The organism is Nonomuraea sp. 10N515B (genome assembly GCF_052245915.1).
Taxonomy (GTDB): Bacteria; Actinomycetota; Actinomycetes; order Streptosporangiales; family Streptosporangiaceae; genus Nonomuraea.
On sequence record NZ_JBQQBQ010000089.1, the window covers coordinates 1 to 23,361 of the forward strand.

Below are 23,361 nucleotides of genomic sequence, written 5' to 3' on the forward strand. Positions count from 1 at the left end.
GTACGGCTTGCGCTCGCTCACCCGGCTATCCCAGCACAGGGCAGCCCGCCGACGGGCGGTAACGCTACAAATCCATCCGATCACACTGCGACATCATGGACTTCGCCTCGCGTAACGCCCTCTCAGGCTCTCGGCTTTGAGGCTCGGCCCGGTTCAGTTCGGCTGCTCTGGTGGTGGGCCGCCGTACCATCAACGGCACCGCCTCGAGGCGCCGATCAGTCGAGCGCCATGCAGCGCTCATTAACGAGTGCGACCGTACATGAGTCGGCACCGGCCGGCCTGGCAGTCCTGAAGGCTTTCCAGGGCGGCGTGGCGGGCTCTGGTCAGTTCGGCGATCTTGGCTTCGATCCGGTCCACCACTGCCTCCAGCCGCCAGCGCTCGCTGTCGCAGGTGGCGCCTCCCTGGTCGTGGGCGGTCAGGGCGTCGACGATCTCGTCCAAGGTGAAGCCCAGCTCCTGCAGGGTCTTGGCCATCTGGATGCGTTCCACCGCGGCGGCGGTGAAGATGCGATATCCCGAGGGTCGGCGCTCGGCGGCGGGGAGGATGCCGCGCCGCTCGTAGAAGCGGACCGTGTCCACGCTGACCCCGGCCTCCTGCGCGACCTGTCCGATTTTCACGGCACCTCACCTCTTGACTCTGGACTTAAGTCCAGACTCTACGGTTTGAGTGGTGGCGCTGCAAGAGCGCCTGAAACCCGCCGATAAGGAGGCTCCGCCGTGGACATCCCACCCGCTTCCACGCCCATCGTGTGCGACATGACCACTGCCCTCGACACCGCCCAGCAGCGCCTGGACGAATACCGGCGCCTGTTCGGCCGGTATCTCGTGAGCCGCGAGAAGACCAGCCAGGGCATCCGCTTCCGCCTGCGCGCCGAGCCTGGCGTGGTGGCGTGGGTGCGGGATCTGGCCACGCGGGAGCAAGCCTGCTGCGCGTTCTTCGCGTTCGACGTCACCGTCGAGGGCGAGACGGTGATCTGGGACTGCGCGGTCAGTGACAACGACACCGCCCGCGCCATCCTGGAGGAGTACTACCACCTGCCCGACGCCGCCCCTCAAAGCCCCGACGAGCTGGAGAAGCGCCTGGCCACTAAGGGCCTGCACTTCATCGCCGACCCGGCCGACCCCCTCCCCTACACGGTCGGCTGACCCCGGCACACCGGCGGACCGAGCCCCGCTGCCCGCGCAAAAGTCGGTGGCGGGGCTTGCGCGCCGGGATGCGCTGTCCTGGCTACCCCCAGGTAACAGGCAGTGCGTGGACGCCGTAGATGCTCATGTCGTTGCGGAAGCGGATCTGCTCCAGTGGCACGGCGAGCCGCAGGTTCGGCAGAGGGCGCAGCAGCGTGGGCAGCGCGATCTCCAGTTCGGCGCGGGCGAGTGTCTGTCCGGGGCACTGGTGGACGCCGTAGCCGAAGGCCATGTGCGCGCGCGTGTTGTGGTCGATGTCGAGGGTGTCGGGGTTGTCGAGGAAGACCGGGTCGCGGTTGGCGGCGGGCAGATTCATGATCAGCCCTTCGCCCGCGCGGACGAGGGTGCCGCTCACCGACCCCAACGGTGTGGCGATCCAGCTCATCGAGTGGATTTCCCCGATCACGGGCTGACTCCGGACCGGACGACCTGGTCGTGCCGTTCACTGTCACCGGCATCACCGCCGACCACACGTTGCCGTGTCAGCCGCCGCGTCAGGACGGCAACGGCCCGGTATCAGAGCGGGCGGCGATGGTGGATGCCATGAACGGTTCAGCGAAGGCGGCCTCAAGGCTGGTTGAGATCTACTCAGGCCCGCTGACCTGAGCAATCTCGATACGCCGGGCACCAACAGGACCGCATTCCACCATCGGTTCGTAACAGATTTGAAGGAGCACACCACCATGTCCGTCACCCTGACCGACCAGGACAAGACCACCCTGCGCACCGCCGCCTACGGCGCCGTCACGCTGCTGGCCGCCGCCGGAGCCGCCGGCTCGCCCCACAGGATCGCCACCGACGGCTCCGTCGCCCTGGCTTCTGCGACCGGCCTGGTCGGGCACGTGCTCGCCGCAAAGACCAAGGACATCAACCTGTACGGCAAGTCCGTCGCCGAACTCGCCGACCACGTGCTGCCGGCTCTGACGGCAGCCATGAGCCTGCTCAAGAAGCAGGCTCCGGCAGAGGCCGACAACTTCCGCAACACCGTCCTCGTCGCTGTCGAAGCAGCCGCCCGGACCCACCAGGGCGAGCCCAGTCCCACTATGACCGACATGATCCGCAAGATCACCGGAGCCCTCGACGCCGCTTGAGGGACCCCATCCCCGTTGACCCCGAATTGCTCGGCGAGCCATTCGCCTGAGCGCCATTAGAGACGAACGAGGAACAATGAAAACCCAATCCCCACCAGTGATCACGGCGACCGGGCTGCGTATCTACGGCGTGCACCAGCGCCCCGTCATCCGCGACAAGGTCTTCCGGCGAGTGACGGTCACGGCGCTGGCGGCCGCGCTGCTGGCCGGGGCGGCCACCCCCGCGGTGGCCGCCGCCGACAGCAACGCGGCTGTGCTGAAGGCTGCTGCCGACAGCAACGCGGCTGTGCCGAAGGCCGCTGACGGGCAGGATCGTCCGGAGCTGCAGGCAGCCATGCAAGCGTTCGTCGATGCCGGTTTCGCCGGGGTGCAGGTGCGCGTGCACGATGAGCAGGGCGAGTGGGTCGGCAGCGCCGGGGTGCGCAAGCTGGGCCAGAACGTCAAGCCGCCGACCAACGGGCGGTTCTGGGCGGGCAGCGTCAGCAAGACATTCACCGCGACTGTGGTGTTACAGCTGGTGGCCGAGGGCAAGATCGGGCTGGATACTCCGGTGGCCGGCTATCTGCCCGAGTTCGGGCTGGACCGGCGGATCACAGTGCGGATGCTGCTGCAGCACACCAGCGGCCTGTTCAACTACACCGGCGAATACTACGACGACGGTACGGTCGTGCCGGGAATCCCCGCCACCGGCGACGAGTGGCTGAACAACCGGTTCCGTAGCTACCAGCCAGAAGAGCTGATCCGGCTGGCGTTGTCCAAGTCGCCGCGGTTCGAGCCGGGCACAGGCCAGAACTACTCCAACACCAACTACACGCTGGCTATGCTGCTGATCGAGAAGGTCACCGGCCGCTCCTACGCCGAGGAGATGCAGCGGCGGATCCTGCGGCCGCTTGGGCTGAAGGGCACCATGCCGGCGGGCAACCGGACGCAGCTCCCTGGGCCGCACGCCCACGGCTATTACCGCTACAAGGACGCCGCCGGCCGGCAGAAGGTGGTCGACATCAGCCGCCAGAACCTCTCCCTGCTGGCCGGCGCCGGCGATCTGATCTGACCACCCAGGATCTCCACACGTTCATCTCCGCGCTCAATGGCGGCAAGCTCCTGCCGGCCAACCTGCTGGCCGAGATGCGCAAGCCACACCCGAAGATGGGCTACGGCCTCGGGCTGTTCGTGCAGGACCTGGGCACGAACTGCGGCACCGTCTACCAGCACAACGGCAGCCCCCCGCACGGCTACGGGGCGCTGATGTACAGCTCGCCCGACGGCAGGACGACTGTGACCGGCTCGGTGACCTGGGTGGACGAGGCCACAAGGGGCCCGGCAGCGGGATTCGAGAAGCTGCTGGGCAAGCTCGTCAAGGAGGTGTTCTGCGACGGGCAGACCGCGGGCTGACGGACCGAGCCGGCCTCGGCGTGGCTGGTCCACAGGCGCGCGCGTGCCGGGCCCGGCAGGGCAAGAGGTTGCCGGAGATCGTGCGGGAACTTGCACGTCACAACCAGACGGGGGGTTCCCTCAACTGCGCAGACGGGTGATCGCTTGAGGTGTCAGATACTGGGCGAGTTCCTCCAGCAGGGCGGTGACTGTGGCGATCTGCTGGGTGTCGGTGGTGTCCAGAGCTCTGGCCAGGGCGAGGTCGATGGAACTCGCGCGCACCTGTTCGACCCGGTCGGAGGTCTCGGGTGCGGGACGGATGAGGAGTCGGCGGCGGTCGCGGGTGTCGGGTTCGGTGACGACGGCTCCGGCTTGACGCAGGCGCGTCACCGCGGCCGATACGGCGCTCTGCGGTAGTCCGGTGCGCTCGGCGATCTCGCCGACCGCCGAGTCGGGATGGACGCGCACGTCGCTGACCACGATCAGGACTGTGCGGACGCTGGTGGGCTGGTCGCCGGGTGTGCGGCACCGGCCCGATGCTGCTGATCTCCCAGAGCGGCGAGGGCGACGCCGACCGCAGCACCGACCTCGTCGATCAGCTCGCCAACGCCTACACAGTCGTCACCTACGACCGACGCGGCCTGTCCCGCAGCACCATCGACGATCCCACCCGCGGCGTGACGCTGATCGAGCACGCCGATGACGTGCACCGGCTGCTGGCCGAGCTCGCCGACGAACCCGCCCTCATGCTCGGGTGCAGCCTCGGCGCCTCCATCGGCTTCCACCTGGCCCTGCGGCACCCCGAACAGCTCAGCGTGCTGGTCGCGCACGAGCCCGTCACGCCGCGGCTGCTCCCCGTCGGCCAGCGCGCCCAGCACGAGGCCGAGCTTAGGGAAATCCAGCAGATCCACCGCCTCGACGGGCTGACCGCGGCCCTCACCGCGATCGCCCGAGTGCTCGGCATCGACCCCGCCAACCCCGACGCCGAACCCGGCCTCACCTCGCAGCCGATGACCCCTCAGCGGATGCGCAACTTCGAGTTCTTCATCGAGCAGGACTTCACCGCCATCATCAACGACCCCCTTGACGTGACCGCCCTGAAGAACACGCCGACCAGCATCGTCCCGATCGCCGGCGCAACCACCCCGCGCACCGTCTTCGACCACAAATGCGCCACAGCGCTGGCCACCCTGCTCGGCAGCGAGGTCACCGCGTTCCCCGGCGGCCACAACGGCAACACCACCCACCCCCGCGCCTACGCCACCCAGCTCCGGCACGTCCTGCAGAACGCCTGATCCGGCCGACTTCACCCCATGAAAGAGCCTGACAGAGCAACCATGACCATCGACACCACCGGCAAGCTCAAGACCCTGCACTACCACGTACGCCGAAGCAGCCCGATGCGGCTGATCGCTCAGGGCGGCGACGGCGACGCCAACCGCAGTCACCCGACGGGGACGGCGTCCTGCTCCCGAAGCTGTCCCGAACCCCCAAAGGACCTGTGGGCTAGATCACGGTTGAGGTTGACCTTGGGTCAGGGTGGAAGCTCGTCGCGACGGCACGACGCCGACCGGACATAACAGATTCGAAGGAGCAAACCACCATGTCCATCACCCTTTCCGACCAGGACAAGAGCACCCTGCGGACCGCCGCGTACGGCGCCGTGTCGCTGATGGTCGCCGCCGGTGCCGCCGGCAAGCCCCACAAGATCGCCACCGACGGTGGCATCGCGCTAGGCTCGGCCACCGGGCTGGTCGGGCACGTGCTCGCTGAGTACCCCAAGGGCAAGGACCTGGGCGGCAAGTCCGTGGCCGAGATCGCCGATCGCGTGCTGCCGGCTCTGACCGCGGCCATGAACCTGCTGAAGCAGCAGGATCCGGCCGAGGCCGAGAACTTTCGCCGCACCGTCCTCGTCGCTGTCGAAACCGCCCAGATGCACCAGGGCCGGCCGAGCCCCACCTCGACCGAGATGGTCCGCAAGATCACCGAAGCCCTCGACGCCGCCAGCGTGGCCGCTGCGGACAGCGGGGCCGTGCCGGAAGCTGCGGCCGGGCAGGATCGCCCGGAGTGGCAGAAGGCGATCGAGGAGATGGTCGAGTCCGGTTTCGTCGGGGTGTCGCTGCGCGTGCATGATGAGCGGGGCGAGTGGGCCGGCAGCGCCGGGGCGGCCGAGCTGGGCGGGGCCGCGAAGCCGCCGATCAACGGGCACGTCCGGATCGGCAGCAACACCAAGACCTTTACCGCGACTCTGGTGCTGCAATTGGTGGCCGAGGGCAAGGTCGGGCTGGACGTCCCGGCGGCGGACTATCTGCCCGAGTTCGGGCTGGACCGGCGGATCACGGTGCGGATGCTGTTGCAGCACACCAGCGGGGTGTTCAACTTCAGCGGCGAGGTCTACGACGACGGGACGGTCGTGCCGGGGATCCCCATCCCGTATGGCACCACGGGCAAGGAGTGGGTGGACAACCGGTTCAAGGTCTACCGGCCGCAGGAGCTGGTGGAGCTGGCGTTGTCCAAGCCGGCGCGGTTCGAGCCGGGGACGGGCTGGAGCTATTCCAACACTAACTACGTGCTGGCCCGGTTGCTGATCGAGAAGGTCACCGGCCGCACCTACGCCGAGGAGATGCAGCGGCTGATCCTGGGGCCGCTCGGGCTGTCGGGCACCGTGGTGCCGGACGCCTCGCCGGGGATCCCCGAGCCGCACGCCCACGCCTACTACCGATACGAGGACGCCGGCGAGCACAAGACGGTCGACATCACCCGCCAGAACCCCTCCTGGATCTCCACCGGCGGTGACATGATCTCGACCACCCAGGACATGCACACGTTCATCTCCGCGCTGCTGGGCGGCAAGCTCCTGCCGGCCCCGCTGCTGGCCGAGATGTGCACCCCGCACCCGACCGGCATCCCGAACATGGACTACGGCCTGGGAGTGTTCGTGGTGACCACGGACGACGGCGGCACCGTCATCTCCCACAACGGCGCCGCCGTGGGCCACGCGGCGCTGATGTACAGCACCCCCGACGGCAGCAAGACCCTGACCGCCGCACTGAACTGCGTGGACGACGCCGACCTGTCCATCGCAGCAGCATTCCAGAAGGCCCAGCAGAGGCTCCTCAATGAGGTGTTCTGCGGCGGGCAGGCCGATCCGGCCCAGCCGACGGGCTGAGGACCTGTGACCCGTACGCCTCAAGGGGCGCCCCCTTCCGGTCGTGCACCAGGCAGAACGCGAACCGGGGCCACGCCGAGCTCGTCGAGCTCGGCGTGGCCCGTCCATATGCTCGGCTGCGGTGTGCGTAGTCGCCGAGCTCGAGCACAAGGCAGGCTGAGCAGATGAGGAACGGAGTCACGATCGGGCAGGCGGCGGCATTCGTCGGCGTCACGGTGAAGACGGTGCGGCACTACCACAAGCTCGGCCTGGTCGAGGAGCCGGAACGCGACAGCTCCGGCTACCGGCGGTACGGATCGGCCGAGCTGTTGCGGCTGGTGCAGGTCCGGACGCTGGCCGCCGCCGGGGTGCCGCTGGCCGAGATCGGGCCCCTGCTCGACGTCGATGCCGCGCTGTTCGCCGCCGCCCTCGCCGACGTCGAGCGGCAGCTCACCGAACGGATCGAGGAGTTGATCGCGCGGCGTGACACGCTGCATCGGCTCGCCGATGGTGACCGGGCTCTGCTGCCCGACCGCGCTGTGGCGCTGCTGGAGCGGATGCCCGGCCTCGGATTCCCCGCGGACGAGGTGGCGGCCACCAGGGAGGGCTGGGTGCTGGCCAAGGCCCTGGTCCCAGAGGGCTTCGACGACTACCTCACCCATTTCGAGCACGCCCTCGAAGACACCCGCCTCGTCACCTTGGCCGAGCGCGTAGCCGAAGCCGCGGCCTGGGAACCGGACGACCCCCGTATCGCCGAGCTCGCCACCGCCGCGGCCGACCATTACCTCGCCAACCCCGCACTGTTGAAGACCGTGACCGGCCTGCAAGCCCGCACCGAGGCCGCGACCCGGTACACGCTGATCGCCCACCACGGCGAAGAGCAGACGCCGGCCGCGGCGCGGCTGACCGCGCTTTTCGAGACCATGCTCCGCGCCGCCGGCATCCACATCCCCAGACCAGACTCCCACTGACCGCGCCGTGCTCCGGTCCATCGGACTGGTGACCGGCCGGGGGCCTGCCCACAGATACCGCTGGAGCTCGCACCATCTGCACAATGGTCGCCATGGACGAGAACATCGCGAACGAAGCGTGGTGGAGGCGGCAAGCCGCCGCACAAGCGGACTGGTGGAAGAAACGGTCGGAGGGACGGCAGGAGGAGACCCTCCGGCAGAACAACCTCATGTACGGCGGCTTGATAGCCATCGGAATCGTCTTCGTACAGCCGTTCCTGACCGAGGAAGCCGCTTCCCTTGATCTGTCCGCCAAGATCTGCGTGATCGCTTTCTCCTTGGCCATCCCGCTCTTATCTGCTCTTGTCGTGTTGAACCGGCATGAAACCTATCGTCGGCGCATGACGAGTTCCGTTGTCGTGCTGGTGGCGCAGCAGGCTGCGCTCGGGCTCGGGTACGTCGGGGTGGTCGCCGGCTTCTGGCACATCATGACGATCGCCGGAATCGCGATCCTGGTTGGCACGATCTTGGGTGTGGCCGTTCACTCCGCGGGTTATGTGCGGGTGGAGAAAGACGACGCCCAAGCCACACCAGGTGCGGAGCAGCCACCACTTTGACCTGCTCCCCGCCCTGAAGGGACGGGGATTCCCGTGCCGCTATGCGGCAGCTCGTGCCGCTTGCGCGGCCGGTGCTGTGGAACGGGGTGCTTGGCGTTTCGCGGACCCGGGTGGGTCTCCACGCCCTGAGACGACCAGCCCGGCCGCCTGTCCTTTGGTTTTGATGTTCTTCGCCCCGACGATGTCGGCGTGCTCGGTGTGCCCGCAAGAAGTGCAGGAGAAGATCGCTTGGCTCTTGCGGCTCTTCTCGTCCACTGTCCCGCACGCGGGGTTCGGGCACGTCTGGGACGTGTACGCGGGGTTGATCTTATGGATGGTGCTGCCGGTGTAGCGTGCCTTGGCGCGCAGGGCGACTTCCAGGCCGTACCAGCCTTGTCGAGTATGGCCTTGTTGAGCCCGGATTTCGCTGCCGCGCCGTTGCGCAGGAACCGGCCCGGCCGGCCGGGGTCGGGTTTGGGCTTGGCGGCCGCGCTCATGCCCTTGGTGTTCAGGTCTTCGATGACCACGTGCCCGTAGGCGCGGGTGAGCCGGTGCGCGGCCTGCGCGTTGAAGTCGGCGCGCCGCCACCGGACCCGCCGCATGATCTCCCTCATCGCGGCCACGACCGTCTTGCGCCGCTTCGATCCCTTCGTGGTGCGGGCGAGCCGGTGTTGCAGCCGCAGATACCGTTCCGCTTCGCCGCGCGTGAGATACCCGAGGTCGTCCTGGCGGTCCTGTTTCGTCTCCCGGGGCGGCTGCCTGGAGGAAACACCGTCGGTTCCGGCGTGGCGGCGGTCGAAGAACTCCCCATCCGACGTCACAGCGGCCGTGACCACCCCCCGGTCCACACCCACCCATGCAGGGCACGCGTGTTCCTCACGCTCGGCGATCCCATCGTCGATGAGGAAGCTGATGAACCAGTGCTTGCCGTCCCGGGACACGGTCGCGGACTTGACGGTGCCCCCGAGCGGGCGCGACAGGCGAAAGCGCGCCCACCCGAACTTGGGCAGGAACACCCGCCCCCACTTGCGGCCGATCCGCTCGACCGGGATGTGTTTGGCGGTGGGGAACTGAAACGACGGCCGCCACCTCGCCTTGGCCTTCCAGTGCACCTTCCACGAGCCATGCCTGCGGCACGCCTGGTCCAGGTCTTTGAGGGTCTGCTGGATCACCTGGGCGGGGGCGTCGGCGAGCCAGTCGCAGTACGGGTCGGTCTTCGCCTCGGCGAGTTGCTTGCACTGCTCCTCGTAGGTGATCCACTGTCCGCGCCGCCGGTATTCCCGCCGTTGTTCGAGTCCGGTGTTCCACACGGCCCGGCAGATCCCGCCCAGCCTTTCGGCGAACGCCCGCTGCCCGAAGTCGAACTCCAGACGGTACTTCCGGCCCGCCAACACGCGAAACACCTCCTCTCCCACGGGACGCTCAGGTCTCATCGACTCGAACACATTGTCATCTGGTCTATGAGCCAGGGAATGGAATATCGACGAGGCAGACACGTAGTTTCCGCGATGCATGTCCATCTGGTCTTTGTCACCAAATATCGCAGAAACGTGTTCGACGACGCGATGCTGCGCCGCTGCGAAGACATCATGATCGAGGTGTGCGACAGTTTCGAGGCCGAGCTACGCGACTTCACCGGCGACCACGACCACGTCCACCTGCTCGTCCATTACCCGCCCAAGGTCGCGATCAGCAAACTCGTCAACTCGTTGAAGGGCGTCTCCTCGCACTACCTGCGCAAGGAGTTCACCGGCCGGGTCAACCGCGCCATCATGCACGGCCCCTTCTGGTCACCCAGCTACTTCGCCGCCTCCTGTGGCGGAGCGCCACTATCGATCATCAAGGCGTATATCGAACAGCAGCGCCGCCCCACCTGAGGTTCTAGGTCCGCGCTCCGGGATCCCCCGCCTACGGCGGGCCATCCCCCAAAGGGGGACCGCATTCATCCCCGGCCTGAAGGCCGAGGCTTTCTGCGGACCTTTGGTAAAGCTCTGGCCGCTGAGGCGGTGTGGCGTCAGCGGCCGTGTCAGGGCGGCAACGGCCTGGTATCAGAGCGGTCGGCGATCGTTGAGGCATGAACGGTTCAGGGATTGCGGCCTCAAGGTCGGGTGAGATCCCCTCGGGCGACCCGACCTGAGCAATCCAGATAGCCGGGCACCAACAACAGATCTAAGGAGCACACCATCATGTCGATCACCCTCACTGAGCAGGACAAGATCACCCTGCGGATCGCCGCGTGGGGCGCCGTGTCGCTGATGTCCGCCGCCGGCGCTGCCGGCTCGGCCCACAAGGTCGCCACCCACGGCTCCATCGCCCTGACTTCCGCAACCGGTCTGGTCGGGCACGTGCTCGCCAAGGCGCCCAAGGGCAAGGACCTGAATGGCAAGACCGTAGCCGCACTCGCCGACCACGTGCTGCCGGCCCTGACGGCCGCCATGACCCTGCTCAGGAAGCAGGGTCCGGCAGAGGCCGTCAACTTCCGCAACACCGTGATCGTCGCCATCGAAGCAGCCGCCGGCACCTACCAGGGCCAGCCCAGTCCCACCCTGGCCGACATGGCCCGCAAGATCACCGAAGCCCTCGACGCCGCGTGAGGGGATGCCGACCTGCGCGCCGCGATCGTCTCTCCGCCACGCTGATGTGCATCAAGACAGGCTCGATCACACGGTCTAGGAGATCTTGCGGCGGTAGGTGGTCATGGCGAAGAAGTACGCGACGATGAGGATGCCGACACACCAGGCGAGGGCGATCCAGATGTCGATGCCGACCTGCTGCTGCGTGAACAGGTCACGGATGGCGTTGACGATGGAGGTCACCGGCTGGTGCTCGGCGAAGACGCGCAGCGGCCCGGGCATGGTGTCGGTGGGAACGAACGCCGAGCTGAGGAACGGCAGGAAGATGAGCGGGTAGGAGAACGCGCTCGCGCCTTCCATCGTCTTGGCGGACAGGCCGGGGATAACGGCGATCCAGGTCAACGCCAGGGTGAACAGGATCAGGATGCCCGCCACCGACAGCCACGCCAGCACTCCCGCCGAGGAGCGGAAGCCCATGAGCAGGGCCACGAGCATCACGACCACGAGCGAGATCACATTGGCGACCAGCGAGGTCAGCACGTGCGCCCACAGCACCGACGACCGCGCGATCGGCATCGATTGGAAGCGCTCGAAGATGCCGCCCTTCATATCCATGAACAGCCGGAACGCGGTGTAGGCGATGCCCGAGGCGACCGTGATGAGCAGGATGCCGGGCAGCATGTAATTCACATACGAATCCGACCCTGTTCTGATCGCGCCGCCGAACACGTAGACGAACATCAGCATCATGGCGATCGGCATGATCGCGGTCGTGATGATGGTGTCCGGGCTGCGCGTGATGTGGCGCAGGGATCGTCCCAGCAGGACGGCGGTGTCGCCGAAGAAATGCTTGCTCATCGTGGTTCCTTACTCGTGCGTATCGAAGTGCGGTGTTTGCCGGCGTCGCCGTCCTTGCCGTCGGTGCCGACGAGCGTGAGGAAGACGTCCTCGAGGGTCGGCTGCTTCTCGACGTATTCGACCTTGGCGGGTGGCAGCAGTTGCTTGAGCTCGTCCAGGGTGCCGTTGACGATGATCCGGCCCTGATGCAGGATCCCGATCCGGTCGGCGAGTTGTTCGGCCTCGTCCAGATACTGTGTCGTGAGCAGGACCGTCGTACCCTGGGCGGCGAGTTCCTTGATCGCCTGCCACACCTCGATGCGCGCCTGGGGGTCGAGTCCGGTTGTGGGCTCGTCGAGGAAGATGACCGGCGGACTGCCGATGAGGCTCATGGCGATGTCGAGGCGGCGGCGCATGCCACCCGAATACGTCGACACCTTCCGCGTGCCCGCGTCGGTCAGCGAGAAACGCTGGAGCAGGTCATCGGCGATCTTGCCTGGGTTCTTGAGATGCCGCAGCCGGGCGACCAGCACAAGGTTCTCCCGCCCGCTGAGGATCTCGTCGACAGCTGCGAACTGTCCGGTGAGGCTGATGGACTCCCGCACATCCGCGGCCTGCGTGGCGACGTCGAAGCCGTTGACGCTGGCGGTGCCCGCATCGGCCTTGAGCAGCGTGGACAGGATTTTGACTGCCGTGGTCTTGCCCGCCCCGTTGGAGCCGAGCAGGGCGAAGATGCTTCCCCGTGCCACGGTGAAGTCCACGCCGCGCAGCACCCGCAGCTCCTTGTACGACTTCTCCAGGCCTTGCACCTGGATCGCCTGGGCTTGCTGTGTCGTCATCAGACTGTCCTGTCTTCTCTTGCGGTGTCTTCGCCGGCGGCGCGCTCGATGGCGCTGGTGAAGCGGTTCCGCTCCCGGGTTCTGTACTGCCCGAGGGGGTAGTTGGCCACGAACGCCTCCACGAACTCCACGGGGTCTTTCCCGAAGATGTCGCGGATCGGGGTTCCATCGGCCGCGCTCTGTTCGAACAGATCGGCAAGGTCCTCGTACATCGACAGCGCGCCGGCGCCGTCCGCTGGCCCGAAGTGCATCAGGTAGCGCTCCAGCGCTTCGACTGCCGTGCGATAGTTCTCGGGAAGCTGCTTGATGCGCGCCTTGTACTGCCGGTAGCGCCGCTTGTCCTCGAGCGAACCGGTGATCACCTCCAGATACTGCAGGTAGCGGCTCTTTGGCTCGTCCGACCCTGTGGCCATGTCTAGGTGCCTCCTTCGCGGAGCTGTTCGAGCCTTCCGGCGAGGAAGGTCCAGGTCCTCCAGAACTCTTCGAGGTACTCCCGTCCCTGAGCGTTCAGGGAATACACCTTGCGTGGCGGCCCCTTCTCGGACGGGACCTTCTCCACGTCGACCAGGCCGCGCTGCTCGACCCGGACCAGCAGCGCGTAGATGGTGCCTTCGGCGATGTCGGAGAAGCCCTGAGCCCGCAGCCACGCCGTGATCTCGTAGCCGTAGGCGGGCCGGCCGGACAGGATCGCGAGGACGATGCCCTCCAGCGTTCCCTTGAGCATCTCCGTCACGAGCTTGCCCATGGAACACCCCCTCGGCTACTCGGTGTCGCTAGCTACTGGTACAAAGTAACACTTACTACTGCTACTTAGCAACACCGAGTAGCTGAAGGTGCGGCCCGGGACCGCAAGCGTGTGGGTGGGCGGCCTGATCGCTGCTCGTCGCGATCGCCAGGCAGAACGTCAAGGATCCCGGTGGCGATCACGTCTGATGCGGTGTCGTGTCAGCGACCGCGTCAGCACGGCAACAGCCCGATATCAGAGCGGCCGGAGATCGTGGAGCCATGAACGGTTCAGCGACTACGGCCTCGGGGCCGGTCTCGCAGATCGAACACTATGCGCAAGGAGATTCATGATGAGACACAGCAACAGCGGCTTCTCCAAGACGGGGCTGGACAGACTGCGGGACGTGCTGGCGCGCCACGTCGAGTCCGGGAAGATTCCCGGGATCGTCGCCCTGGTCAGCCGGGGAGATGAGACGCACGTCGAAACGATCGGGACGATGCGCCATGACGGTGGCGCGCCGATGAGCCGGGACACGATCTTCCGGATGGCCTCCACGTCCAAGCCGGTCTCGATCGCGGCGGCGATGGTCCTGCTGGATGAGTGCCGGCTGCGACTGGATGACCCGGTGGATCCGTGGCTGCCCGAACTGGCCGACCGGCAGGTGCTGAAGCGGATCGACAGCCCGCTGGACGACACCGTGCCGGCGCGGCGGCCGATCACCGTGCGCGACGTGCTGACCTCCACGTTCGGGCTCGGCATGGATATGACGTCGCTGGGCACTCCGATCATGGGCGCGGTCTTCGAGCAGGGGCTCACGCCCAATCTGCCGGAGCCGATGCCCGAGCCGGATGAGTGGATGCGCCGCCTGGGCGCGCTTCCGCTGATGCACCAGCCCGGCGAGCGCTGGCAGTACCAGATCAGCAACGATCTCCTCGGCGTGCTCGTCGCCAGGGTCACGGGCCAGTCGTTCGAGACGTTCCTGCGCGAACGCATCTTCGGCCCCCTGGGCATGAAAGACACCGGTTTCCACGTGCCGGCCGACAAGATCGACCGGCTGCCGACCCTCTACGCTCCTGACCCGCAGAGCGGAGAATTCCACGTGTGGGACGAGGCCGCCGGGGGACGATGGAGCCGGCCTCCGGCGTTCCAGGGCGGCGGCGGTGGCCTGGTCTCCACCGTCGATGACTACCACGCCTACTTCCGCATGCTGCTCAACGGCGGGATGCACGGGAGCGAGCGGATCCTGTCCCGGCCCGCCGTCGAGCTGATGACCACCAACCGCCTCACGCCCGAGCAGCAAGCCGCCCGGCACGCCATGGCCGTCAACAACGTCCATGTGTCCTTCGGCCAAGGGCAGCACGGCGGCTGGGGCTTCGGGATGGCGGTGCGTACCTATCGCGGCGACTACGCGCCCATCGGCCAGTTCGGCTGGGACGGCGGAAGCGGCACCTCGACCTACGCCGACCCGGACAACCAGCTCACCGGAATCCTGCTCACCCAGGTCGGGGCGTCCGCCCCGCATTCGATACGGCTGATGCACGACTTCTGGACCACGCTCTACCAGGCCATCGATGACTGACACCGAGCCCACGCCCGGTAGACCCGCCATCCGTCCGTTCGATTGAACGTCAAAACAGATTCAAAGGAGCACTCGACCATGTCCATCACCCTTACCGACCAGGACAAGCTCACTCTGCGGACCGCCGCCTACGGCGCCGTCACGCTGATGTCCGCCGCCGATGCCGCCGGTAAGCCCCACAAGGCCGCCACCGAGGGCTCCATCGCCCTGGCCTCCGCCACCGGGCTGGTCGGGCACGTGCTCGCCGAGTATCCCAAGGACATGAAGCTGGACGGCAAGTCCGTAGCCGCAATCGCCGACCACGTGCTGCCGGCCCTGACCGCGGCCATGGCCCTGCTCAAGAAGCAGGATCCGGCGGAGGCCGGCAACTTCCGCAACACCGTCATCGTCGCCATCGAAGCAGCCGCCCGCACCCACCAGGGCCAGCCCAGCCCCACCCTGGCCGAGATGACCCGCAAGATCACCGAAGCCCTCGACGCCGCTTGACGGGCTGTCGGCCGACGCCCACCACTGGGCGACGCACAAGTCGCTCAGCCGCTCGACGCCGCTGACGGCGGGTAACGGCAAGATCGATCATCCGTACGGTCGCGGCCGGCGTGGTCGCGACCGTACGCATGACGTCGATGAGCCAGGCGGAAGTCGCTAGGCGGTATCCGGGCCGTAGAGCGCGGCGATGTCCTTGGAGGTGGTCCACCGGCTGTAGGTGGGCGATTGCGGCCAGCCCTCGGGCGAGTCCTGCCACTCCTCCTGTCGCCCGTACGGCAGCAGGTCGATCAGCGCGAAGGTGTGGCTGAGCTGCTCGGTGCCCCGGCCGTTGGTGTGCCAGGTGCGATACACGGTGTCGCCATCGCGCAGGAACACGTTGACGGCGAAGCCTTCGCCGGGCGGTGCGCCGACGTCGGCGCCGAACGGGCTGTTCGCGGTGGAATACCAGGCCATCTTGTTCCCGACCCGCCGCTTGTAGGCGAGTGCCTCGTCGATCGGGCCCTGGGTGACGATGACGAACCGGGCATCGTAGTTGTCCAGGAACTCCAGCCGGGTGAACTGCGAGGTGTACCCCGTGCAGCCCGGGCACTGCCACTCCTTGCCCGCGAACCACATGTGGTTGTAGACGATCAGCTGCCTCCTGCCTTCGAAGACGTCCGCCAGCCGAACGGGTCCGTGCTCGCCCTCGAGGGTGTAGTCCGGCATCCTCACCATGGGCAGGCGGCGGCGCTGGGCGGCGATGGCGTCGAGTTCCCGGGTCGCGGCCTTCTCCCGGGCACGCAGTGCTTCGAGCTGACGCTGCCAGGTGTCGGCGTCGACGACGGGCGGTAGTGCGTTTGTGCTCATGGTCCCTCACTGATCATGTGCGCAGCTTTGCCGTGTTGAGGAGTAGACCTGGCCCGGTCGTCGGATTCATCGGTGGTCGGCCGATCCGATCCACAAAGCCACGGAACGAGAGCGCACACGCCCGCCCCGGAAACGCGTTCGTCGTATACCGAGCGCCTGATTTCGCGAAAACGGCGGATTTCGTAGAAGCCCCAACCGTTTACCCCTTCCCGGGCGTCTTGTTTACATGACGGAATCCGAGGCGTTCGAGGCCTTCGTCGCCGCCTGGCACTCGCGGCTGCTGCGTGCCGCCATCCTCATCAGCGGTGACATGCATCTGGCCGAGGACGTGCTTCAGGATGCCCTGATCAAACTGGCGCGCCGCTGGTCGAAGGTGCACACCGACCCGGTCAGTTACCTGCGTACCACCCTGTACCGGGACGTGGCGTCCAAGTGGCGGAGGCGACGGGAATTCCCCTACGGGGAGCCGCCCGACCAGGCGGATCGCGATACCTCGGGAGCGTCGGACCTGAAGGTGGTGTTCGCCCGCGCACTGGCCAGGCTGCCGGTGAAGCAGCGGGCGGTGCTGGTGCTGCGCTTCTATGAGGATCTGCCCGTCGGGGAGGTCGCCGCGATCCTCGGGGTCTCGCCCGGGACGGTGAAGAGCCAGACGCACGCGGCGCTGAAGCGGTTACGCGAGGTCGCTCCCGAGCTGGAGAAGGTGTTGATATGACGGATCAGAGGCTGCGGGAGCTCTTCAATGATCTCGCCGAGACCCTGCCTGAGGGGGCGTCCCGCGCGGGCGAGCTGTGGCGGCAGGGCACGCGGAGCCGTACCCGTCGCCGGTGGACGGTGGTCGCGGCGGCCGCGACGGTCACCGCGTTCGTCGTGGTGGGGATCGCCGTGTTCCCGGAGCCGGTCGAGCGCGGCATCACCGTGTATCCCGGCGTCGCGCCCACGCCCACGATCCCGCCGACTCCCGCCATGGACATAGCGCCGCAGCCCAGCGGTGAGGCGGCGCTGCCCACGGCGGCGACCGCGCTGCCGGAGAGGTGGGCCGACATCCCCGTGGTGACCGCGGTTTCGGGACCCGTCCTGGCGCTGGCCGAGTTCGGCGACGGGCAGATCTACGTGATGAAATCCGGTGGCCGCATCCCTCTCAAGGTGAAGCTGGATGATTCCGTGGATGCGGACGGCAACGGCGGGACGCCGCTGAAGCCCAACTCGCTCGCCCCCGACGGGACGATGGCCGCCTTCCCGCAGAAGGACGAGGTGGTGGTCGTCGACCTCGTGATCGGCGAGACCAGGCGCTACCCGGTGCCGGGGTTCAACGAGGTGGTCCTCTGGCGCGGCGAGCAACTCCTCGTCGAGCAGGGGGAGGCGAACTACCTGCTCGACTTGGCCACGGGGAAGGTGCGGCGGCAGCCGTACAAGGGCTTTACCGGTGTCGCAGGCTACCGCGACCTCAGGATCGTCTCGCCCGGCAAAGGCGGCCGGACGGTCATCCAGGAGGGCAGGTCGGAGGTGGAGCTGGACCTTCAGGACATCACCCACGGGGGCGGCAGGCCCGCGGGCATCCTGGGCGATCAGGCATGGCAACGGGACGGCTTGGTCGCCCTGTCCGCGTTCGCCCAAGACGACCAGGCGGGGGGAGCCGACGTGGTCGTCGTGGCCGACGCCGCCACGGGACGGGTGGTCAGGACGCTGCTCCTGCCCTGGGGTCATTCTGCTGACACGAGGTGCGGAAAGGGCGGCTGCCCCGTGCGCGGCTGGATCAGCCAGGGCGTGATCATCGAGAGCGAGGACAGGCTGCTCGGCTGGAACATCAACACCGGCGCGCTGTCACGCGTCGCCGAACTGCCCGAGGGTGTGACCGCCTACTCCCTGCGCAGCGGGTGAGCGGCCGGGCCCGGCGTACAGCCCGGCCCATGTTCAGGCCGCAGTGCGGTCGACCAGGATGTGGCCAGGTCCTGGGCTTCGGCGGGGCGCTCGGCGTCTTCGGGGCCGGGCAGCAGGAACCGGTAGGCGACGAGGGCGACGATGCTGAACAGCGTCGCGGAGATGCCGAGATGGACCGCGAGGGGGAGGCGCAGGCCGGCGGCGGCCGAGCCCATCAGGCCGCCCAGGACCGCGCTGCATGTACATATCGATGGGAGTGCGGCAGGGGTGACGTCGGCGCCCGCAAGACGGCGAGGACAGGCAGACGTCGGCGGGGGACAGGTGGCTGTCGGCGCCCCAGTACAGGGTGACCCTCCAGCGGCAGTCGGGGCTGCCGACCGCGATCCAGGCGCCGAGGGCACGAGTTTTGACACTTCGTAGAGGTAACCGCTATCTATTAGCTAACCGTTAGGGGGATGGAGTGCAGGACGCAGTGCTGGCGATGCTCGCCAAAGAGCCGTCGCACGGCTACCACCTGCGCGCTCGGCTGCAGCAGAGTCTTGGCCCACTGGGCGAGTCGATGAACCCCGGTCAGATCTATGTGACCTTGACTCGGCTGGAAAGAGCCGGGCTCGTGGTCTGCGAACGGGCCGAGGGCCTTCCCGAGCGGCCAGAGCGCAAGGTCTATGCCCTGACACCGGCAGGGCAACAGCGGGTGGCCGCCTGGCTGGCCGAGGTGGGCTGGCCGAAACCGGATCTGGTGGAGTTTCATCTCAAGCTCGTCGCGGCCGCCGCGGCCCGGCTCGCCGACCCGGTCGAGCTGGTGGCGGCCCAGCGCCGTGAGCTGCTGCGCCGCTTGCGTGAGGCGCAGCAGGCGGCGCTGGCCGAGCCGGCGGGGTCGGGCGCCGGCCTGCTGCTGGAAGGAGTCGTGCTCCGGCTGCAGGCGGACCTGCGCTGGCTGGATGCCTGTGAGCGGGCCTGGTCCAAGGTCGATGACGAAGCTGAGGGCGGATGAACGTGTCAAGTGCCGCAGTCCGGGCCTGCGGCCTGGTGAAGACGCATGGTCAGGGGCAGAGCCGGGTCCGCGCGGTGGACGAGGTCGACCTGGAGGTGCCTCAGGGACAGACGCTGGCGGTGATGGGGCCCAGCGGCTGCGGGAAATCCACACTGCTGCACCTGCTGGGTGGCCTGGAGCGGCCCACCGGTGGGCAGGTGTGGGTGGCCGGGCGGCGTATCGACACCTTGAGCGAGCGGGCCTTGGCGCGGCTGCGGCGCCGGTCGGTGGGATTCATCTTCCAGGCCTTCCATCTGGTGGAGGAGTTGTCGGCGGCCGAGAACGTGGAGCTGCCCGCGCTGCTGGCCGGGCGCTCGCGCCGCCAGGCCAGACGGCGCGCGAGCCTGCTGCTGGAACGGGTCGGGCTCGCCGACCGTGCCCGGCATCTGCCGTCGCAGCTGTCCGGTGGGCAGCGTCAGCGCGTCGCCATCGCTCGCGCGCTGGTCAACGACCCCCTGGTCGTCCTGGCCGACGAGCCGACCGGCAATCTCGACACCGCGGCGACCCTCGATGTGCTGAGAATCTTCGAGGACCTGCGTTCCGCGGGGCAGACCCTCGTGATCGTCACGCACGACGAACGGGTCGCGGCCACCGCGGACCGGCTGATCTCCATGCGCGACGGGATGTTCGTCGACGACACCCGGCTGGCCGGCTTCCCCACGCGCGGGCTCGGCGGGCTGATCGGGCTGGAGGGCTGAACGTCATGGGCTCCATCGTGCTCGTCATGCGCCTCGTCCTGGCTGACGTGCGTCGGCACAAGGCCCAGTCCGCGATGCTCCTGCTCGCGGTGACCGTGGCCACCGCCACGATGGCACTGGGGCTGTCCCTGCGCGGCGTGAGCGACGCGCTGTACGAGCAGACCCGCGCGGCCACCGCCGGGCCGGACGTGGTGGCACTCTCCGGCGACACGGGCCCCGCCGTGACCTCGGCCCTGGCCTCGCTGGCGGACGATCCCGAAGTGGTCGCCCACCATGGCCCCTATCGCATCGTCTACGCCGACCTCACCACGCGCGGTTCCACCTCGTCCCCCGTGGTGGTGCACGGTTTCGGCGAGACGCTCGGCGCGGTCAACCGGCCGCTGGTGACCTCGGGTCATTGGGTACGCTCCGGCGGCACGGTCCTCGAACGCGGCTTCGCCACCGCGCTGGGCGTCGGCGTCGGGGACCACGTCACCATCGCGGGTCGGTCGTACCCCGTCGTCGGGATAGCCGTCACCGCGGCCACCTCCATCTACCCCTGGGCGGCGCAGATCGGCCCGGGCGGCGGCCCCAGCGACTACAGCGGCCTGGCCTGGATGACCCGGTCAGATGCCCGGAGACTGGCGTCGTCCCAAGATCTCCCGGTGACCTTGGCCGTGGACCTGAAGCTGCGCGACCCCGCTGCGACCGAGGCCTTCCGCGATGCCCACCGCGTCTCCTCCGTCAGGATCAACTTCCGCTCCTGGCAGTTCAACGCCCAACAGGACATGGTCATCCTCAGAAACAGTCAGCCGGTCCTGGTCGTCGGTAGCTGGCTGCTCAGTTTCCTGGCCATCACCGGAGTGGCGGCGCTGGCCGCGGGACGCGCCGTCGAGCAGACGCGCCGGGCCGGGCTGCTCAAGGCCGCCGGCGCCACCCCGGGTCTCATCGCCGCCGTCCTGCTCACCGAGTACCTGGCGCTGGCGCTGGCCGGCGACGCGCTGGGGCTGGTGATCGCCCGCCTGACCGTGCCCGCCATCGCCAGCCCCACCGCCAGCCGGATCGGCGACGCGGCCGGGCCGGCCGCCGCCACCGTCGTGGCGGCGACCGTCCTCGCCGTGGCGGTGGCGGTGCTGTCCACCCTGCGCCCCACGCTGCGGGCCATGCGTACGGCGACGGTCACGGCGCTGTCCGCCACTGCGCACCAGCCCCGTCACCGACCCTGGCTCACCGCGCTGTCCGCTTTGCTGCCCACCCCGCTGTTGCTCGGGCTGCGGCTGACCGCCCGCCGGCCGGGCCGCGCCGTGCTGCAGGCGTGCTCCACCGCCACCACGCTGATCGCGATCGTCGCTCTGCTGACCCTCTACGCCCAGCCGGAGAGGGGCTATGGCCTGGCTGGCTCCTCCGCCCTGCCCAACCTGCGGGGCGAGCACGACCGCCGGCTGATGCTCGCCGTCACCATCCTGCTGATCGCACTCGCCGTCGTGAACACCATCACGTTCACCTGGACCACTGCCATAGAGGCGCGGGCGAACATGGCCATCGCACGTACGCTCGGCGCCACCCCCGGACAGATCACCGCAGGACTGTCCACCGCCCAGCTCCTGCCCGCGCTGCCCGGCGCCATCATCGGCGTCCCTCTGGGCATCGGCCTGCTCTCGCTGTTCGCCGCCAGGAATGCGGTGGATCCCCCCTCCTCCTGGCTGCTCGGCGCCGTACTCGCGACTCTCCTGGCGACGGCGGCACTCACCGCCCTGCCCGCACGCCTGGCGGCGCGCCGGCCCGTGGCACAGACCCTCAGCGCCGAAACGGCCTGACCGACCCAGCCCAGTACGGTTCGGGGCGCATGACAAGGCGCCCCATCAGCAGCCTGTTCTGAGAGGCGGGCTGGTGCGTGCTTACGGGGTTGTGCCAGGCCGCGGAGCGGGTAGGCCCCCTCGGCAGCGCCCTCAACAGCCGCCCCGGCAACATCCGTAAGGTCACCGACAACAGCCTGCGCTACCTCGGCGTCGACCACATCGATGTGCTCTACCAGCACCGCGTCGACCCCGAGGTGCCGATCGAGGATGTGGCAGGCACCGTCAAGGAGCTGATCGACGCGGGCAAGGTGAAATACTTCGGCCTGAGCGAGGCCGGCCCTCAGACCATCCGTCGCGCGCATGCCGTCCAGCCCGTTTCCGTCCTGCAGACCGAGTTCTCGCTGTTCGAGCGGGACGTCGAGCAGTTGTTCCCGGTCCTGCGGGAGCTGGGCATCGGGTTCGTCGCCTACTCCCCGCTGGGCCGCGGCTTCATCACCGGCACCGCCCAGCCCGCCGGCTCCTACGACGCCACCGACATGCGTAACGTCGGCCCGCGCTGGCAGCCGGGCAACTTCGAGAAGAACCTGGAGGCCGTTCAGCGGCTGACCGAGCTGGCCGCGTCACAAGGCGCGACCGTCTCTCAGCTCGCGCTTGCGTGGATCCTGGCCCAGGGCGAGGACATCGTGCCGATCCCCGGCACCCGCAGCCCGCAGCGCATGGAGGAGAACGCCGCGGCCGCCGACCTCAGCCTCGCCCGCGCTGACCTGGACGCCATCGCTGACATCCTGCCGACCGGCGGCTTCGGTGCCCGCTACGTCGAGCATGCCCTTCCCACCTGGGTCTAGCTCAGTCCGAGGGCTCACCGCTCCGGCTGCGGTTGTGAGGTCGCTCACACCACGTCACAGCCGAGCGGGACGTGTCGTCTTAGGGGCATGACGCGCTCGGAACAGACCTCGGTGTTGATCACCGGAGGCAACAAGGGACTTGGCTTTGAGGCGGCCCGGCGGCTCGGGGAGCAGGGCTGGACGATCTTTCTCGGCTCGCGTGATGAAGGTCGAGGACGGGCGGCTGCCGGCAAGCTGACCGACGGTGGCGCGAACGTGGTCATGGTCCCGCTGGACGTGACCTCGGACGAGTCGGTGACCGACGCTGTACGACTCGTCCGGGAGCACACCGATCGGCTGGATGTGCTGATCAACAACGCCGGCGCGCCGGGAAGGCTCGTCGCACCTGCGGACGCGACGGCCGACGAAATTCACTCCGTCTACGACACCAATGTGTACGGACCGATCAGGGTCACCCATGCATTCCTTCCTTTGCTGCAGGCGGCGGACCATCCGCGGGTGGTGATGGTGTCCAGCGGTGCCGGCTCCTTCGCGGTCATCACCGATCCGGAGCAGCCCACCTCGAAAATGCACGAGCTCGCCTACAGCTCATCGAAAGCGGCGCTGAACATGATCACCGTCCGGTACGCCCAGGCGCTCCCGAAGATCAAATTCAACATCGCCACTCCCGGAGAAGTCGCCAATCGCAAATTCGCCGCCACCGACATGAACAATCACACCGGCCAGCTGACGGTCACCGAGGGCACCGACTCGATCGTCAAACTCGCGATGATGCACGCCGACGGGCCGACCGGGATCTTCATCGATCGCCTTGGCCCCGTCGCGTGGTGACCGCCGCGCAACCGACCTGCGGCCGATGCCGGAGACCCGGCAAAGGCCCGAGGCGCGGCGGCCCGGCCGA

General features: G+C 68.0%; 30 protein-coding genes and 1 pseudogene. 20 read left to right on the forward strand and 11 right to left on the reverse strand.

The features are described 5' to 3' along the window. Positions 1-240: 240 nt before the first annotated feature. Complete coding sequence (locus ACTWQA_RS53505; protein ID WP_443166518.1) at positions 241-618, reverse strand: MerR family transcriptional regulator; 378 nt, start codon at positions 616-618, stop codon at positions 241-243. Between the two features lie 99 nt (positions 619-717). Between ACTWQA_RS53505 and ACTWQA_RS53510 the strand changes: the two genes are divergently transcribed. Then, on the forward strand, positions 718-1,146 hold the full coding sequence (locus ACTWQA_RS53510) for a hypothetical protein (RefSeq protein WP_443166519.1): 429 nt from the start codon (positions 718-720) through the stop codon (positions 1,144-1,146). A gap of 82 nt (positions 1,147-1,228) precedes the next feature. On the opposite strand, the gene ACTWQA_RS53515 is transcribed toward ACTWQA_RS53510, so the two are convergent. Continuing rightward, the gene (locus tag ACTWQA_RS53515; protein WP_443166520.1) at positions 1,229-1,591 is read right to left on the reverse strand and encodes a cytochrome P450; all 363 of its coding nucleotides are present in this window, start codon (positions 1,589-1,591) and stop codon (positions 1,229-1,231) included. Between the two features lie 29 nt (positions 1,592-1,620). On the opposite strand from ACTWQA_RS53515, the gene ACTWQA_RS53520 reads away from it, so the two are divergent. The 4 genes from ACTWQA_RS53520 (at position 1,621) to ACTWQA_RS53535 (ending at position 3,668) form a co-directional block, all read left to right on the forward strand. Further along, positions 1,621-1,791, forward strand: a complete 171-nt coding sequence (locus tag ACTWQA_RS53520) for a hypothetical protein (protein ID WP_443166521.1) — start codon at positions 1,621-1,623, stop codon at positions 1,789-1,791. A 77-nt stretch (positions 1,792-1,868) separates the two neighbouring features. After that, the gene (locus ACTWQA_RS53525) at positions 1,869-2,276 is read left to right on the forward strand and encodes a hypothetical protein (RefSeq protein ID WP_443166522.1); all 408 of its coding nucleotides are present in this window, start codon (positions 1,869-1,871) and stop codon (positions 2,274-2,276) included. A 76-nt stretch (positions 2,277-2,352) separates the two neighbouring features. Further along, positions 2,353-3,327 (forward strand): serine hydrolase domain-containing protein, encoded by a 975-nt coding sequence (locus tag ACTWQA_RS53530; RefSeq protein WP_443166523.1) that lies wholly within the window; start codon positions 2,353-2,355, stop codon positions 3,325-3,327. Positions 3,328-3,401: 74 nt separating this feature from the next. After that, complete coding sequence (locus tag ACTWQA_RS53535) at positions 3,402-3,668, forward strand: hypothetical protein (protein WP_443166524.1); 267 nt, start codon at positions 3,402-3,404, stop codon at positions 3,666-3,668. A gap of 120 nt (positions 3,669-3,788) precedes the next feature. Here the strand turns inward: ACTWQA_RS53535 and ACTWQA_RS53540 are convergent, their stop codons facing one another. Beyond that, positions 3,789-4,127, reverse strand: coding sequence for a MarR family winged helix-turn-helix transcriptional regulator (locus ACTWQA_RS53540; protein ID WP_443166525.1), 339 nt, complete (start codon positions 4,125-4,127; stop codon positions 3,789-3,791). Positions 4,128-4,183: 56 nt separating this feature from the next. Between ACTWQA_RS53540 and ACTWQA_RS53545 the strand changes: the two genes are divergently transcribed. The 4 genes from ACTWQA_RS53545 (at position 4,184) to ACTWQA_RS53560 (ending at position 8,362) form a co-directional block, all read left to right on the forward strand. Next, positions 4,184-4,942, forward strand: coding sequence for an alpha/beta fold hydrolase (locus ACTWQA_RS53545; RefSeq protein ID WP_443166526.1), 759 nt, complete (start codon positions 4,184-4,186; stop codon positions 4,940-4,942). 308 nt (positions 4,943-5,250) lie between these two features. Continuing rightward, complete coding sequence (locus ACTWQA_RS53550; protein WP_443166527.1) at positions 5,251-6,816, forward strand: serine hydrolase domain-containing protein; 1,566 nt, start codon at positions 5,251-5,253, stop codon at positions 6,814-6,816. A 164-nt stretch (positions 6,817-6,980) separates the two neighbouring features. Further along, positions 6,981-7,766, forward strand: coding sequence for a MerR family transcriptional regulator (locus tag ACTWQA_RS53555; RefSeq protein ID WP_443166528.1), 786 nt, complete (start codon positions 6,981-6,983; stop codon positions 7,764-7,766). 92 nt (positions 7,767-7,858) lie between these two features. After that, positions 7,859-8,362 carry a hypothetical protein gene (locus ACTWQA_RS53560; RefSeq protein ID WP_443166529.1) on the forward strand — a complete coding sequence of 168 codons (504 nt, stop codon included), beginning with the start codon at positions 7,859-7,861 and terminating at the stop codon, positions 8,360-8,362. 39 nt (positions 8,363-8,401) lie between these two features. Here the strand turns inward: ACTWQA_RS53560 and ACTWQA_RS53565 are convergent, their stop codons facing one another. Both ACTWQA_RS53565 and ACTWQA_RS53570 read right to left on the reverse strand, forming a co-directional pair. Next, complete coding sequence (locus ACTWQA_RS53565; RefSeq protein ID WP_443166555.1) at positions 8,402-8,929, reverse strand: zinc ribbon domain-containing protein; 528 nt, start codon at positions 8,927-8,929, stop codon at positions 8,402-8,404. Then, positions 8,893-9,861: pseudogene (locus ACTWQA_RS53570) on the reverse strand (RNA-guided endonuclease InsQ/TnpB family protein); the annotation flags it as partial. The gene ACTWQA_RS53565 and the pseudogene ACTWQA_RS53570, both read right to left, overlap by 37 nt. On the opposite strand from ACTWQA_RS53570, the gene tnpA reads away from it, so the two are divergent. Next, entirely contained in the window at positions 9,802-10,218 is a 417-nt protein-coding gene (tnpA, locus tag ACTWQA_RS53575) for an IS200/IS605 family transposase (protein WP_443166530.1), read from the forward strand. The pseudogene ACTWQA_RS53570 and the gene tnpA overlap by 60 nt on opposite strands. A 309-nt stretch (positions 10,219-10,527) precedes the next feature. Then, positions 10,528-10,935, forward strand: a complete 408-nt coding sequence (locus ACTWQA_RS53580) for a hypothetical protein (RefSeq protein WP_443166531.1) — start codon at positions 10,528-10,530, stop codon at positions 10,933-10,935. A 75-nt stretch (positions 10,936-11,010) separates the two neighbouring features. On the opposite strand, the gene ACTWQA_RS53585 is transcribed toward ACTWQA_RS53580, so the two are convergent. Genes ACTWQA_RS53585 through ACTWQA_RS53600 form a run of 4 tightly spaced genes read right to left on the reverse strand, consistent with a single transcriptional unit; the run spans position 11,011 to position 13,335 of the window. Further along, on the reverse strand, positions 11,011-11,772 hold the full coding sequence (locus tag ACTWQA_RS53585) for an ABC transporter permease (RefSeq protein WP_443166532.1): 762 nt from the start codon (positions 11,770-11,772) through the stop codon (positions 11,011-11,013). After that, positions 11,769-12,590 (reverse strand): ABC transporter ATP-binding protein, encoded by an 822-nt coding sequence (locus ACTWQA_RS53590; RefSeq protein WP_443166533.1) that lies wholly within the window; start codon positions 12,588-12,590, stop codon positions 11,769-11,771. Before ACTWQA_RS53590 ends, ACTWQA_RS53585 begins: the two co-directional genes overlap by 4 nt. After that, complete coding sequence (locus tag ACTWQA_RS53595; protein ID WP_443166534.1) at positions 12,590-13,003, reverse strand: DUF1048 domain-containing protein; 414 nt, start codon at positions 13,001-13,003, stop codon at positions 12,590-12,592. The genes ACTWQA_RS53590 and ACTWQA_RS53595 overlap by 1 nt, the downstream gene beginning before the upstream one ends. A 2-nt stretch (positions 13,004-13,005) precedes the next feature. Further along, on the reverse strand, positions 13,006-13,335 hold the full coding sequence (locus ACTWQA_RS53600; RefSeq protein ID WP_443166535.1) for a PadR family transcriptional regulator: 330 nt from the start codon (positions 13,333-13,335) through the stop codon (positions 13,006-13,008). Positions 13,336-13,666: 331 nt separating this feature from the next. On the opposite strand from ACTWQA_RS53600, the gene ACTWQA_RS53605 reads away from it, so the two are divergent. Then, on the forward strand, positions 13,667-14,896 hold the full coding sequence (locus ACTWQA_RS53605; protein WP_443166556.1) for a serine hydrolase domain-containing protein: 1,230 nt from the start codon (positions 13,667-13,669) through the stop codon (positions 14,894-14,896). Positions 14,897-14,974: 78 nt separating this feature from the next. Further along, positions 14,975-15,382, forward strand: coding sequence for a hypothetical protein (locus tag ACTWQA_RS53610; RefSeq protein ID WP_443166536.1), 408 nt, complete (start codon positions 14,975-14,977; stop codon positions 15,380-15,382). A 156-nt stretch (positions 15,383-15,538) separates the two neighbouring features. Here ACTWQA_RS53610 and ACTWQA_RS53615 read toward each other — a convergent pair whose 3' ends face one another. Further along, positions 15,539-16,228, reverse strand: coding sequence for a DUF899 domain-containing protein (locus tag ACTWQA_RS53615; RefSeq protein WP_443166537.1), 690 nt, complete (start codon positions 16,226-16,228; stop codon positions 15,539-15,541). Positions 16,229-16,454: 226 nt separating this feature from the next. On the opposite strand from ACTWQA_RS53615, the gene ACTWQA_RS53620 reads away from it, so the two are divergent. Further along, the gene (locus ACTWQA_RS53620; RefSeq protein WP_443166538.1) at positions 16,455-16,940 is read left to right on the forward strand and encodes a SigE family RNA polymerase sigma factor; all 486 of its coding nucleotides are present in this window, start codon (positions 16,455-16,457) and stop codon (positions 16,938-16,940) included. Then, the gene (locus ACTWQA_RS53625; protein WP_443166539.1) at positions 16,937-18,106 is read left to right on the forward strand and encodes a hypothetical protein; all 1,170 of its coding nucleotides are present in this window, start codon (positions 16,937-16,939) and stop codon (positions 18,104-18,106) included. Before ACTWQA_RS53620 ends, ACTWQA_RS53625 begins: the two co-directional genes overlap by 4 nt. Here the strand turns inward: ACTWQA_RS53625 and ACTWQA_RS53630 are convergent. After that, on the reverse strand, positions 18,085-18,321 hold the full coding sequence (locus ACTWQA_RS53630) for a hypothetical protein (protein WP_443166540.1): 237 nt from the start codon (positions 18,319-18,321) through the stop codon (positions 18,085-18,087). The two genes, ACTWQA_RS53625 and ACTWQA_RS53630, sit on opposite strands and share 22 nt — an antisense overlap. 245 nt (positions 18,322-18,566) lie before the next feature. On the opposite strand from ACTWQA_RS53630, the gene ACTWQA_RS53635 reads away from it, so the two are divergent. From ACTWQA_RS53635 to ACTWQA_RS53655, 5 genes are all read left to right on the forward strand, one after another. Then, positions 18,567-19,100: a PadR family transcriptional regulator gene (locus tag ACTWQA_RS53635; protein WP_443166541.1), complete on the forward strand. Its 534-nt coding sequence runs from the start codon at positions 18,567-18,569 to the stop codon at positions 19,098-19,100. After that, complete coding sequence (locus tag ACTWQA_RS53640) at positions 19,097-19,837, forward strand: ABC transporter ATP-binding protein (RefSeq protein ID WP_443166542.1); 741 nt, start codon at positions 19,097-19,099, stop codon at positions 19,835-19,837. The genes ACTWQA_RS53635 and ACTWQA_RS53640 overlap by 4 nt, the downstream gene beginning before the upstream one ends. Positions 19,838-19,842: 5 nt before the next feature. Continuing rightward, positions 19,843-21,633 (forward strand): FtsX-like permease family protein, encoded by a 1,791-nt coding sequence (locus tag ACTWQA_RS53645; protein ID WP_443166543.1) that lies wholly within the window; start codon positions 19,843-19,845, stop codon positions 21,631-21,633. Between the two features lie 77 nt (positions 21,634-21,710). Beyond that, positions 21,711-22,460, forward strand: coding sequence for an aldo/keto reductase (locus ACTWQA_RS53650; RefSeq protein WP_443166544.1), 750 nt, complete (start codon positions 21,711-21,713; stop codon positions 22,458-22,460). A gap of 87 nt (positions 22,461-22,547) precedes the next feature. Then, positions 22,548-23,291, forward strand: a complete 744-nt coding sequence (locus tag ACTWQA_RS53655; protein WP_443166545.1) for an SDR family oxidoreductase — start codon at positions 22,548-22,550, stop codon at positions 23,289-23,291. The last annotated feature ends 70 nt before the right edge of the window (positions 23,292-23,361 follow it).

Coding starts and splice junctions, on each gene's coding strand:
- ACTWQA_RS53525 (WP_443166522.1), top strand. CDS start 1,869: ATGTCCGTCACCCTGACCGACCAGGACAAGACCACCCTGCGCACCGCC.
- ACTWQA_RS53530 (WP_443166523.1), top strand. CDS start 2,353: ATGAAAACCCAATCCCCACCAGTGATCACGGCGACCGGGCTGCGTATC.
- ACTWQA_RS53535 (WP_443166524.1), top strand. CDS start 3,402: ATGCGCAAGCCACACCCGAAGATGGGCTACGGCCTCGGGCTGTTCGTG.
- ACTWQA_RS53545 (WP_443166526.1), top strand. CDS start 4,184: ATGCTGCTGATCTCCCAGAGCGGCGAGGGCGACGCCGACCGCAGCACC.
- ACTWQA_RS53550 (WP_443166527.1), top strand. CDS start 5,251: ATGTCCATCACCCTTTCCGACCAGGACAAGAGCACCCTGCGGACCGCC.
- ACTWQA_RS53555 (WP_443166528.1), top strand. CDS start 6,981: ATGAGGAACGGAGTCACGATCGGGCAGGCGGCGGCATTCGTCGGCGTC.
- ACTWQA_RS53560 (WP_443166529.1), top strand. CDS start 7,859: ATGGACGAGAACATCGCGAACGAAGCGTGGTGGAGGCGGCAAGCCGCC.
- tnpA (WP_443166530.1), top strand. CDS start 9,802: ATGAGCCAGGGAATGGAATATCGACGAGGCAGACACGTAGTTTCCGCG.
- ACTWQA_RS53580 (WP_443166531.1), top strand. CDS start 10,528: ATGTCGATCACCCTCACTGAGCAGGACAAGATCACCCTGCGGATCGCC.
- ACTWQA_RS53585 (WP_443166532.1), bottom strand. CDS start 11,772: ATGAGCAAGCATTTCTTCGGCGACACCGCCGTCCTGCTGGGACGATCC.
- ACTWQA_RS53590 (WP_443166533.1), bottom strand. CDS start 12,590: ATGACGACACAGCAAGCCCAGGCGATCCAGGTGCAAGGCCTGGAGAAG.
- ACTWQA_RS53595 (WP_443166534.1), bottom strand. CDS start 13,003: ATGGCCACAGGGTCGGACGAGCCAAAGAGCCGCTACCTGCAGTATCTG.
- ACTWQA_RS53600 (WP_443166535.1), bottom strand. CDS start 13,335: ATGGGCAAGCTCGTGACGGAGATGCTCAAGGGAACGCTGGAGGGCATC.
- ACTWQA_RS53605 (WP_443166556.1), top strand. CDS start 13,667: ATGAGACACAGCAACAGCGGCTTCTCCAAGACGGGGCTGGACAGACTG.
- ACTWQA_RS53610 (WP_443166536.1), top strand. CDS start 14,975: ATGTCCATCACCCTTACCGACCAGGACAAGCTCACTCTGCGGACCGCC.
- ACTWQA_RS53615 (WP_443166537.1), bottom strand. CDS start 16,228: ATGAGCACAAACGCACTACCGCCCGTCGTCGACGCCGACACCTGGCAG.
- ACTWQA_RS53620 (WP_443166538.1), top strand. CDS start 16,455: ATGACGGAATCCGAGGCGTTCGAGGCCTTCGTCGCCGCCTGGCACTCG.
- ACTWQA_RS53625 (WP_443166539.1), top strand. CDS start 16,937: ATGACGGATCAGAGGCTGCGGGAGCTCTTCAATGATCTCGCCGAGACC.
- ACTWQA_RS53630 (WP_443166540.1), bottom strand. CDS start 18,321: ATGGGCTCGGCCGCCGCCGGCCTGCGCCTCCCCCTCGCGGTCCATCTC.
- ACTWQA_RS53640 (WP_443166542.1), top strand. CDS start 19,097: ATGAACGTGTCAAGTGCCGCAGTCCGGGCCTGCGGCCTGGTGAAGACG.
- ACTWQA_RS53645 (WP_443166543.1), top strand. CDS start 19,843: ATGGGCTCCATCGTGCTCGTCATGCGCCTCGTCCTGGCTGACGTGCGT.
- ACTWQA_RS53655 (WP_443166545.1), top strand. CDS start 22,548: ATGACGCGCTCGGAACAGACCTCGGTGTTGATCACCGGAGGCAACAAG.